Origin of the sequence: Micromonospora eburnea (assembly GCF_900090225.1) — a bacterium.
Classification (GTDB): Bacteria; Actinomycetota; Actinomycetes; order Mycobacteriales; family Micromonosporaceae; genus Micromonospora; species Micromonospora eburnea.
Genome location: NZ_FMHY01000002.1, coordinates 4690335 through 4701762 on the forward strand (window position 1 = coordinate 4690335; position 11428 = coordinate 4701762).

Sequence of the window (11428 nt, forward strand, 5' to 3'; positions counted from 1 at the left end):
CTCGACAACGGGCGCCGTTGATCGGTAGCTTGACAGCGGTCGATACCCGCCACAGATCGGGCACCTACCCAGCACATCCGGTTTCCAACGGCACGAGCCGCCAGCACGATTGGACGCCGACAATGAAGGTCATAACCATTGCCACCGATCTCGAACATCCCTTCCTCAGGAGATTGCTGGTGCCGTCCTGCGACGCGGTGGGACTCAATCTGGTCGTCTTGGAAGCGAACAAGAAGGGATTCAGACCCAGGGACAAGCGGGCATTCCTGACCGACTACCTCACCCGATGCGCCGCACCCGACGAGCTGGTCATGTTCACCGACGCGTACGATACGCTGTTCCTCCGCGGCGAGGAGTACATCCTCAAGGCACACGCCGGCTTTTCCCAGAGCGTCATATTCAGCGCCGAACCGAACAGCTGGCCGCTCGGCACCATCGGCCTCGCCCTCCAGAAAGATCTCCCCGCCCGCCCCTACCCCTATCTCAACAGCGGCGGCTTCATCGGACCTGCCGGCGACATCCTGGCACTCTGCGCGAAGTATCCGAGCCCTCCGAGCGAGCAGTTTCCACTCCTCAAGCAGCTGCGGACGCACGACTTCGACACGGACAGAATGTACGGCCCCAGCGATCAGTACTACTGGACGCTCGTTCATCTCCTCGAGTCGGATACCGTCGGGCTCGACAACAGCGCGATCCTGTTCGAGAACTTCACGCCAACGGTCGCCAACTTCTGCGAGCTGTCACGCTGGACAAGCGACTTTCGCGCCCACGGCAAACAGGCGGCCAGTTATCGGCGGGAGTACGCGAGACTCCAGGCGCGGCTGCAGTCGCCAAGCGGCGCCGCCCAGGTTCACTTCGCCTCATCCTTGACAAAGACGGTGGTTCTGGACCTGCTCGATGAAGGACGGTTGCCCTCCTGGCTGGTTGGGGTATTGCAGCGATGAACGGGCAGTCGAACTACGAGGATCGCCATCGCCCGACGCTCCAGCGCAACGAGCTCCAGCGCAACGACCTGCTAGCCATGCAAGCATTGGCTCCGCTGTCGCCAACCTACCTGCCGTGGAGTGCGAGCGCCATGCGGCCGAGCGGAGTCGTCGCGGTACTCAATGAGATATTCGTCAACCGGCGTCGATCTGTCGTCGAACTCGGCAGCGGTGTATCGACATTCTACATCGGCCGCCTGCTGCGACAGCGTGGCGGGCACATCTGGACCGTGGAGCACGATGAGCGATGGGCGGACCTGCTCGATCAGGAACTGGCGAGCGAGGGCCTGTGCGGTGTCGTGACCGTGGTACGCGCTCCCCTGACGCCCATTCAGTCACGATGGCCGAACGAGACGGCAACCTGGTACGAGCAGAGCAGCCTCAAGGAAATGACCGCGGGCCGATCCATTGATCTACTTATCGTCGATGGGCCTCCCGCCCACCAGATCGGAAACGGACACTCCCGGTATCCCGCAGGCAGCTTTTTCGCCTCGATGCTCGCCGAGGACTACGCCGTTGTACTCGACGACATCGACCGGCGCGGCGAGCAGGACATCATGGAGTGCTGGGAACGCGAGCTCGGCGTCACGTTCGAACACCGTCTCGCCAATGGCCGAATTGGCATCGGCCGCCCCGGAGCGGCATTTACCGTATGAGCACCATGTCACGGATCGGTCCATGCGGCTCTCACCCACCGCGTCCTGTACGGCGATCTCTGGATGGCGCGGTCGCTTCATCGCGGCCCGCGAGTCACCGCGGATCTTGATCTCGCCTGACCGAACGCCGACGGGATCACCGAAGAGGACGTGCTTGCCATCGGGCGGGCCGCCGCGGTCCACCTCGCGTGCAGGGCCGGCCGGCAGGGGGATGTAGACGACGTCGCTGTCGTCACCGGCGAGCGCTGCCGCGTACCCCTCGACGGGATCGCCACCGAAGACCGGCGTGGCCGCCGCTGCCCGGTCCCGGCACCGCTCGACACGGCGGCCAGGCACATCTTCGGGGCTGGCGGCGACGGCCGGCAGAAGCGCCTGGTGTCACGCCTGTCGGCTCTCCATCGCCGAGTAGGCGGACAGCCAGTTCGTCGCGCGGTAGTCGCCTCGCCAGGTGAACAGCGCGGCCCCACGTCGGGCGACGTCGCCCTCGGGGTACGGCGCCTCGGCTGATCCCCGGCGCAGCTGCGTCATCCGCCAGCGCGGGCCGCTCCACGTGACCACGACCGCGCCGGCCGGGCCGGTCGCCCACGCGTGTGGCGGATACTCGCTCAACCGGTAGTCGGTGACCCGGTCCCGCAGCAGGTTCGCGTAGGCGCGCTCGTCCAGGACGCAGCCGGCGGGCGGGCGGCCGGCCGGCCAGTCCGGCGCGGTATGCCCCCGGCTCACCGCTGCCGCCCACATGGCGGGGACGGCCTGGTCGAGATGCACCGGGTCGGCCATCTGCTCCAACATCCACAGCAGCCGGCCGCCTCCGCGCCGTACCCCGCAGCGGCGCCAACGGATGCGGCGGTTCAGGTCGGCGGCCGTGATCGCGCACCAGGGATGGACGGTCCCGAGCAACCCTTGGCCACCCAGCCAGTGCAGATAGCGCGGAGCTTCCTCCAGGACCGGATACGCGACGGAAGAGGGAATCCCGGCGACATGGCGCTGCTCGGCGGCAGAGGCGCCCATGCCGGTGAACGCCAGCAGAGCAGCTTGCGCGAGGTCGCCGGGAGCGGACCCGAGGGCGAGCGCCGCCGGAGCCGACCGCTGTTCGGACACCGGTGGCAGGGACGCGAGCAGGCGTGCCACCGCGGGTCTGACCGCATCGCTCGCCGTGGCCTGCGCCAGCTTCGGTACGACGGTGGCCAGCGTCTGGACGAGGAACCGTTCCGCTTCCTCAGGTCCGGTCGGCAGCGGCAGGTCCGCCAACGTGCGACGAAGCTCGTCACCCACCGCGGGCGAGATCATCAACCGGGCGGTCAGCCGGCCCAACTCGGTCGGCACGAAGTCACCGGGGCCGTCCTGCACCATCTCGGCCTGCTGCAGGAAACGCGCGGCCTGGTACAAGGGGGTCGTTCCTCGGCGGCCCTGATGGTGTGCCAGCGTACGCAACCACCACCGGTCGGCCTCCGCCCGGGAGGTGACGCGCTCCTGCACCGCCTCGCTGAGAAGCTGTTCCGGCAGATTCGTCTGGATCTGGGAATCCACCGTGTAGCCGGACATCAGCCGCGCCTGCCACTGGGTGTGCTCGTGTTCGTCGACGATGAGGAACGCCCACCCGTCCGGCTCCCCGGTGCCGACACGACCGGCCCGGCCGAACATCTGCAGGACGGTCGCGACGTCCACCGCGCCGAAGCCCATCTGGGTGTCGCGTACCACCACCGCCCGCGCCGGCAGGTTGACGCCGGCCGCCACGGTCGAGGTGGCGACCAGGACGTCCAGGCGGCGCGCACGGAATGCGTCTTCGGCCTCGGCCCGGTGCTCCCAACCCTTGTAGTGCAGGCCGACGCCGACCTGCCGGCAGACCTGGTGCACCTGGTCGGCGTCGTCGAGGCGGACCCGGTTCACGTCTGCCCCGCGCGAGGCCGCTATCACCAGAGCGGTTAGGCGCACACTGCGTTTGCTGCCGCAGAAGACCAGCACACCACCACCGTCCGCGGTCACCATCGTGGTGATGGCCGCAGCCAGCCGGGTGCGTGCCGCCTCCACCACGTTCCAGTCGGGATGAGCGGCGACCACCGGCAGGTGCCAGGTGAGCCGGCCGGGCCGCCATGCGATGGCCACCAACCGGGCCCGCAGCCAGGTTGCGATCTCCTTGCTGTTGGTGACTGTCGCGGACAGGCCGATCAGTCGGGCGGAGCTACCGGCATCGCGCATCCGGGCCAGCACACCCTCGAGAACCGGACCCCGCGTGGGGTCGCCGAGCAGGTGCACTTCGTCGACGATGAGCACGCCGACCTCGTCGAGCGCCTCGCGTAGCGAGGCGGTGCGGCAGATGGACTCGAACTTCTCGGTGGTCGACACCCAGAGGTCCGCCGCACGCAGCCGGGCGAGGTCGAGCCGGTGCTCGCCGGAAAGGCGCGCGATGCGTAGTCCCCGTCGCCGCCACAGGTTGAGGTCCCGATCGAGTTCGTCGGTGAGGGATCGCTGGGGTACCAGCCACACGGCCTTACGCCTCTGTTCCAGGATGGCCCGCAGGGCGGCGGTCATGCCGATCACCGTCTTGCCGGCGCCGGTCGGCGCGACCACCACCAGATTGTCGTCGTTGCCGAGGATCTCGGGGATCGCCTGGGTCTGTGCCGGGTTGAGCGAAGGATACGGATAGAACTCTGCCCAGGCCGCAGGCACGACGTCATCGACCGGCACGGACCGGACCGTGGTGGGATCGGCCGTCCTCTGCGCCTCCCACACGGAGTCGAAGACCCTGCGCGCGGCTTCGGCGGCGGCGCCGGACCGCCGGGTACGGACCCGGGTACGCGGCCGGTTGAGGTGGCATTCCCGCAACTCGGCGCACCCCTGGTCCGGCCCGGCGCCCCAGATCTCCTCGTCCTCCACCAGATACCGCACGCGTCGTACCGGGATGCCGGCGTTCTCGATCTTGACGGCGAGCGGGTCGAGGGCCACGTCGGCCGACACCAGAACGCGAGTGTCTTCGTCCTCGTCGAAGTGCGGTAGTTCCCGATCCGGGTCACTGATCTTCAGCCAACGGTACGGGGACATCGGTGAGATTGTGCCACTCGCCGGGGTCTGCCGTCGGAGGCCGCCAGGACTCCTTGGTGGCCGCGGCTCGCGCACGAGAGGCGACCCGGCCCTTGAACCCCGCGAACCCGGGAGCGGGCACGCCGAATCAGGCGGAGTCCACCAGGGGTGGCATGCAGGCCGCCGCCAGGTCGGCGCGGGTTCGCACATTGAGTTTCCGGTATGCCTTGGTGAGGTGCTGTTCGACGGTGCTCACGGTGATGTGGAGCATCGCTGCGATCTCCCGGTTGGTGTGGCCGGCGGCCGCAAGGGCGGTGACCCGCTGTTCGGCCCGGCTCAGCTGCACCAGCCCGCCGTTGGACTGTTCCAGCGCCAGGGACTCGGCGTGCTCCTCCGAGGACCGGCGCAACAAGCTCCGGCGAAGCGGCTCCGCCCGGCACTCCATGGCCAGCCGGAGCGCCCGCTGAAACACCGCATTCGCCCGCTGCCGCTCGCCCGTCGCCTGATATGCCTGGTGGAGGTCGGCAAGCGTACAGGCCAGCTCGAACCGGTCGCCGACGGAGCGCAACAGATCGACCGCCTCGCGCAGCATCCGCAGGCGCCCGCGCATGTCGGTGCAGGCGGCCACGGCACGCAGCGAGATGCCCGAAGCGCGGGGCAGGCCTCTCTTGGCACGGATCAGCTGTGCGCTGGCGAGCTTCTGGGCCCGGTCCCGATCCCCCAGCTTCAGGTAGACCATCGCGGCGGCACCACGCCAGGGCGCGAAGGAGGGCAGGTCCATCTCCCACTCCACGGCCAACTTCCCACAGGTCAGCAAATCTCTGAGCGCCCAGTGGAAGCGTTCGCACGCGGAAAGGTATAGCCCGCGCGCGTAGAGGTAGCGCAGGCCGAACCGGGTCCTGAACATCTCCTGCGGCACGGACGTCTTGACGTACACGCCGGCGGTGTCCAGATCACCCATCATCGTGGTCGCCTGGATGATCGTAGCCAGCGGCGCTCCCGCGGCCACGCCCCAGCCGCGCGCCTCGATCCGGTCGAGTGCGGCGTGCGCGTACCGTTCGGCGTTGGGTAGATCGCCCCGATGCAGCGCGATCTCCGCACGAACTGCCTCAAGTCGGGCGTTCCACGTCGGCGCGTGCCGCTCCGCCGCCGCCGCCAGCAGCGGATCGCACCAGGTGAGCGCCTGCTCGGCGTCGTCAGAGTAGAGCAGGGCCAGCAGCGCGGACTCCGCCGGATCGAGCGTGCTCTCGTCGACCTGGCCTCCGCAGCCGCGCAGGATCTCCGCCGCGCGGCGAGAGACGTCCCGGCTGCCGCCGCGCGTGAGCACCTCCGACAGCAACGCGGCCCCCAGAAGACGCTCATCCCCGACGGACGTGCGCCCCGCCGCCTGCGACCGCAGCGGCGTCTCGCCCACCATCTTGGCCAGGGGCGGATGCCACGCCCGCAACCACCGCCGGATCATGCCGAGCTCCGCGTCGTGTCGTTCGTCCCCCGCCTTGCCGGTACGGCCCGCCGCCTCGATGACCTCCAACGCCTCGCCGGTCATCCCGTGCCATACCAGTGACCTCGCCACCGCGGTGACCTGCCGGTCGGACAGCAGGCCACGGCGCGACGGCTCGATCAGCAGGGACACGTGGCGTACGGCCGCGACCGGATTGCGCCGCCAGACGACCCCGGCCAACCGGGCGAGGGCGGAGACACGCTCATCATCGTCCGGACTGCTCTTGAACGCCAGGTCGAGACATTCGCTGGCGAAGTCGAGGTCGTCGGACGCGGTGGCGATCTCCGCGGCCTCCCGCAGCAGGCGCTGCGCCCACCGCTGCCCCGTCCCGCCCGCCTCGACCAGGTGACGGGCCACCGTGGATGCCGAAGCGCCCTGCAGATACAGCAGCTCGGCGGCCCGTCGGTGCATGCTGCCCCGGCGCTCCGGGCAGAACTCCGCCAGGACTGCGGTTCTGCTCGCCGGGTTACGGAAATCCCCGGCGCTCACCAGACCGGCCGACTCCAGGCTGCGCAGCGCGATCTGGGTCTGCTGCTGATCGATCTCGACGAGATCGGCCAGCAGCGGGACGCCGGTGGGCCGGCCCAGGACCGCGATACCACGCGCAACCGCCAGGGTCTCGGGCGAACTTCGGTGGAGACAGGCCAGGACAGCCTGCCCGAATGCGGTACCGGTAAGGCGCGGGTCCACCGCGCCCAGGTCGTCCAGCAGAGCGCGGACGAGTAAGGGGTTGCCCCCGCTGAGCCGGCGGATCTCCACGGCGGACAGGGGCAGCCGAACGCGATCACCCTCCGCGCGTACCAGGGCTTCGACGCCCTCGACCGACAGCAGGGCGAGGTCGATACGCCGCCAATGGCGGTGCCTCAGCAGCTCGGCCTGCACCAACGCGGTGGCTGCGTTCTCCTCGTCGGACTGGCTGAAGACCAGCAGCGCCGGAGCCCGCCGCAATCGCGAGGCCAGATCGGGCAGTTCGCGCAGTGACTCCTGATCGGCCCGCTGGACGTCGTCGACCACGATCACCACCGGACGGTCAGCGGTCAAAGCCAGCAGCTCGGCGTGGAGGACCCGCAACGCCTGCGTCCGGACCGCGGCGGCCTCCGGGTCCGCCGACGAAGCCACGTCAACGAGCTGGTCCATCCGCGTCCGGAGCCGCTCGGGCACCCCGCTGACGCCGAAGAGCTGCACCAGAACGTCGTACGGGAACTCAGCTCCGGATCTTTTCGCGGTGGCACTGAGGACAAGCGCCCCATCCCGAAGCGCCCGTTCCGCGAATGCGTCCAGCACCTCTGTCTTGCCGCAGCCCACCGGCCCGGTTATCAAAGCCAGTTGCCCCACACCGCTTCGGCATGCCGAGAGCATTTCCTCAAGGATATGGATTTCGTTCGTTCGCTCTGTCAACGGCATGGACATCCCCGCTTCCCCGCATTGCTGCGGTCGCTGCCGGCTGGAATCCCGCCAGCCGCGACCGCCGCGTTCCAGTGGTTGCGCACCCCGGTCTGTTCACCGGGTCCGGCATTGGCCTGCTGACGGCCTTCGATTCGAGGGCTACCGGCTTCTTCAATGGTTCGGGGGGCGTGCGTGCAGCGTTCTCCGTGGGTTCGAGCTCCGCCGGCACCGGAGGGTCAGGCATGAGGTGGCGCGGCCCCTGGCAGCGCACTTCGTCGAGAGTCGTCGCGCCTGGGCCACCGTTCTCGTCGGCACCTTTTCGACGGCTGCCACGGAACGGAAGATCTGATTTCCCACGACGCTGCAACCCGTCGCCCTGCCCCGGCATTCCGGGTCCGACATCATGACCTCCCCATGCTAACCGTCAGACATTTCCTTCAGATAATCGACGTCCATTACCGGCTCGCGGAATCACCAGCAAAACCACCGAGCCGGGCCGGCAGGACGCCACCGTGGCAACAATGACGCAGAAGTCACCTGCCGTCGTCGATCACGACATCCGGCTCGCCAACTTCTTCCGGCACCTCCGGCAGGAATTCCCGGCCGGCGCGATCACCACAGTGGACGCGGTCGCCGCGTCTCCAGGAGGCGCCTGCCCTCGATTTCGACGCCGAAGACCACGGTCCGACAAAGTCCAGGTCGCCGGCCGTGAGAGCGTCCGCCACATCGGTACGCCCCGAGCCCGCAACCGGCCTCGGCACCGCGCGAAGCGCCCCCGCACCGGCCGACAGATCTTGACATGTGCGCACGTCAGCCTCGGTCGCTACGGCCCGGGAGATCCGCACCACAAACCCCCGTCTGGTCGAGTCGAGACCAGTGCAGCGAGGCCTGGCATCCCGTACCCAAAATGACGCGACTCGATCGACATCGGCCCGCGTCACTCTCAGTGTGCCAGGAATCACCACATGCAACAACCTTTGCTCCAGAAAAGACGAATGACTCGGGCGGAGGGCCGGCGGAGCGCTCAGACCGGCCCAGGTCAACCACGGCGGCACCTCCCGCAGCGGAGAGGGGCGCCAACCGCGTCACGCTCGACGTCAGCGCACAGCTTCGTTCGTCGTCTCAGCGCCCTGCCCGAGCGGTCGCGGTCCTGCGCCGATCCCTCCGCATGACCGGATCAGTCAGTACTGCCACGCCGGCAAGCGCGGTGGTCCGGGCGGTTACTGCGTTCTGGCCGAGGCCGGCCAGACCGCGGAGCACCGGCGCCAGCAGCGCGGCTGGAGTGAGTCACGTCGGCAGCCTGGCGCGCACCGCCGCCGTAGGCACTGCCGGTAGCGGAACGCCTCCGGTCGGCTCAGGTCGGGTACGGCGTGATCGGAGGGGAGCGCCGCCAGGGATCGGCGGTGAGTCAGGGGTAGCCCGTCGTCGGTGACAGCAGGTTCGGGCCTGATGTCGGCGTCGTCCAGTCAATCCCGCTCGACTGCGGACGCGGCGGCCAGGGCCCGGACGCCGCAGAGCTCCCACGCCGGCTGCCGGGCCCGTCACCTCGGCCTCGAGCCGACGCGACGGTGGTGCCGCCCACCTCAGTCGAGGATCGGACCGCTACGTCCCCATCCGAGACGACGAACATGGAGCCCATCGAGGAACCCTTCGGCATGGGTACGCAGGGCAGGGACGCTCGGTCATTCGGCGATCCGGGTACGGGCGGTCCAGCGGAAGACGACTCTCGCGTCGTCCGGCGGCGTGGGAGTGTGGGGATCACGCTCGAAATGCTCGTACCCGCCCAGGCGAACGATCTTGATTCTCTGGGTCAGCGAGTCTGCCCGCACCACGCGCTGGACCTTCGTCAGGTCAGCCGGGCCGCCCTCCAGAATGATTTCGACGGTCTCCTCGTCAGGCTGGACCGGTACCGCCGAAGGCTCACCGACATTCATCGTCTCTGTCTCCCTGCAGCGTTCTCAGTTCCTGGCGGAACGCCCCACAACCGGTACTGCCGGGCCCCGCAGCCGCACCTCCACGTCGCGATGCCGACCTAGGCACACGACCCGACTCACTCCAGCCGGGACTCACCCACCCAGGTCCCGAGCGCCCGGCGACCGGCCCGGTACGCATGCCGCTGAGCGGGGCCGCGCCACAGCGCGAGGACGCCCTCGACACGCCCACCAGCCTCGCAATGCTGCCGGAACAGGCGCAGGTCGAACTGTCCGAACGCGACCTCGAACAGATACCCTGCCGCCGTGGCGTCGATCGGGTCATCCGCGCTGTCCTAGCCCCAGAATTCCGTCAGAGCTGGGAGATACACACCCGCAGTACGCCGACAAGCGGCGGTCTGCCTGTTTCCCGCCGACGTCCGGCCGTGCCGTTCACCATTCTGCCGAGCAGTACACGCCGATTCTGTTCTGTTTCACGGCGGAAGTCCCTCGGCACACACTCTCGTCAACATCGACCCGTATGACAGACTCCCGCCTCTGTCGTCGGCCATTACGCCAAGAGCTTGCGCCCACTGGATAAGGCCATGATTGTCGCCCACTAAATTGCGACCAAAGGGTGGACCGACGCCGTCATGGCCCGCCGAAAATCGGCCACCACATGTAAGCTCATCCATATGACTGATAGGCCGGTTCGCATCGGGCTGACGTTGCAGCCGCAACACATGGACTACCCCACCATCCGCCGCACCGCCTCGGCGGCCGAAGATCTTGGCCTCGATGTGCTATTCACCTGGGACCACTTCTTCCCGGTGAGCGGTGACCTCGACGGCATGCACTTCGAGTGCTGGACCACGCTCGCCGCCTGGGCGGAATCCACCTCACGGGTCTCGATCGGCACTCTGGTGTGCTGCAACAGCTACCGCAACCCCGACCTGGTCGCCGACATGGCACGCACCGTCGACCACATCTCCGGCGGGCGCCTGGTCCTCGGCATGGGTTCCGGTTGGTTCAAGCGCGACTACACCGAGTACGGCTACGAGTTCGGCACCGCCGGCAGCCGCCTCGATGATTTGGCCGAGGCGCTCCCTCGCATCGAATCCCGCTGGGGCAAACTCAATCCACCGCCGACCCGGAAAATCCCGGTCCTGGTCGGTGGTAGCGGCGAGAAGAAGACCCTACGCATGGTCGCCCGGCACGCCGACATCTGGCACAGCTACTCCGACGCCAGCATGCTTAAGCACAAGCTCAGTGTCCTGGGTGAGCACTGCGCCGCCATCGGCCGCGACCCGACCGAGATCGAGATCTCGCTCACGGGGAAGACCACCGACCGCGACGAGCTGTACGAACTCGGCGCCCGCCTCTTCATCATCTACACCGGCGGCCCACAGCCCGACCTCACCGAACTCCGTGAGTTCCTGGCCTGGCGCGACAAGATGAACGCTTGACCCGTACGGTAACGGGTTGATCACCCCCAGCCGGACCCGTCCCCCGCCGCTGGAGGACGATGCGTGCGGGGACAGGGTCGGGCTCAAGCTGCGCGAGCCGGTCGGCAGGTCCCGGATCGGGTAGCCGGTGGCCGATATCGGCCTGACCGCTCGGGCGACGGGTCCGGAACCTGACCCGCCAGGGCACAGTTGTGGGTGCGCTCGGGCCTGGTCAAGCGGGTGTTCGCCGCGTCGGCGGCGGATGTCGCCCGGTGCGGCAACATGACAAAGATCCGCATCGACGAGGGCAAGCCCTGCCTGGCCGCCGCCACCGGCCCGCCTTCCCGCCACCCTCTCGGCTATGCGATGGCACCCCACGACCCCGGCTGGGCGGCGTCGCGCTGCGGACGGCCGCCGTCGCCTCAGACGGCCCGTCGAAGGGCGCTCGTCCACTCGACAGAGGCAGCGACTACGCCCCGGCCGGCTTCGCCCTCGCCTGCCCGCGGCGGAAGGCACGGCGGCCAGTGGG

General features: G+C 68.6%; 6 protein-coding genes. 3 read left to right on the forward strand and 3 right to left on the reverse strand.

The window, feature by feature from the left end; all coding sequences use genetic code 11:
* Nucleotides 1-122 precede the first annotated feature (122 nt).
* Together GA0070604_RS20470 and GA0070604_RS20475 are read left to right on the forward strand one after the other, a co-directional pair.
* On the forward strand, nucleotides 123-944 hold the full coding sequence (locus GA0070604_RS20470; protein WP_091120833.1) for a glycosyltransferase domain-containing protein: 822 nt from the start codon (nucleotides 123-125) through the stop codon (nucleotides 942-944).
* Nucleotides 941-1639: a class I SAM-dependent methyltransferase gene (locus tag GA0070604_RS20475; RefSeq protein WP_091120837.1), complete on the forward strand. Its 699-nt coding sequence runs from the start codon at nucleotides 941-943 to the stop codon at nucleotides 1637-1639. The genes GA0070604_RS20470 and GA0070604_RS20475 overlap by 4 nt, the downstream gene beginning before the upstream one ends.
* A 378-nt stretch (nucleotides 1640-2017) precedes the next feature.
* Here the strand turns inward: GA0070604_RS20475 and GA0070604_RS20480 are convergent, their stop codons facing one another.
* The 3 genes from GA0070604_RS20480 to GA0070604_RS20490 form a co-directional block, all read right to left on the reverse strand.
* The gene (locus GA0070604_RS20480; protein WP_091120840.1) at nucleotides 2018-4678 is read right to left on the reverse strand and encodes a DEAD/DEAH box helicase; all 2661 of its coding nucleotides are present in this window, start codon (nucleotides 4676-4678) and stop codon (nucleotides 2018-2020) included.
* 127 nt (nucleotides 4679-4805) lie between these two features.
* Complete coding sequence (locus GA0070604_RS34000) at nucleotides 4806-7568, reverse strand: helix-turn-helix transcriptional regulator (RefSeq protein ID WP_091120843.1); 2763 nt, start codon at nucleotides 7566-7568, stop codon at nucleotides 4806-4808.
* A 1658-nt stretch (nucleotides 7569-9226) separates the two neighbouring features.
* Nucleotides 9227-9478: a DUF5988 family protein gene (locus tag GA0070604_RS20490; RefSeq protein ID WP_091120846.1), complete on the reverse strand. Its 252-nt coding sequence runs from the start codon at nucleotides 9476-9478 to the stop codon at nucleotides 9227-9229.
* Nucleotides 9479-10107: 629 nt separating this feature from the next.
* Between GA0070604_RS20490 and GA0070604_RS20495 the strand changes: the two genes are divergently transcribed.
* Complete coding sequence (locus GA0070604_RS20495; protein WP_244162028.1) at nucleotides 10108-10920, forward strand: LLM class F420-dependent oxidoreductase; 813 nt, start codon at nucleotides 10108-10110, stop codon at nucleotides 10918-10920.
* Nucleotides 10921-11428 lie beyond the last annotated feature (508 nt).

Coding starts and splice junctions, on each gene's coding strand:
- GA0070604_RS20470 (WP_091120833.1), top strand. CDS start 123: ATGAAGGTCATAACCATTGCCACCGATCTCGAACATCCCTTCCTCAGG.
- GA0070604_RS20475 (WP_091120837.1), top strand. CDS start 941: ATGAACGGGCAGTCGAACTACGAGGATCGCCATCGCCCGACGCTCCAG.
- GA0070604_RS20480 (WP_091120840.1), bottom strand. CDS start 4,678: ATGTCCCCGTACCGTTGGCTGAAGATCAGTGACCCGGATCGGGAACTA.
- GA0070604_RS34000 (WP_091120843.1), bottom strand. CDS start 7,568: ATGTCCATGCCGTTGACAGAGCGAACGAACGAAATCCATATCCTTGAG.
- GA0070604_RS20490 (WP_091120846.1), bottom strand. CDS start 9,478: ATGAATGTCGGTGAGCCTTCGGCGGTACCGGTCCAGCCTGACGAGGAG.
- GA0070604_RS20495 (WP_244162028.1), top strand. CDS start 10,108: ATGGCCCGCCGAAAATCGGCCACCACATGTAAGCTCATCCATATGACT.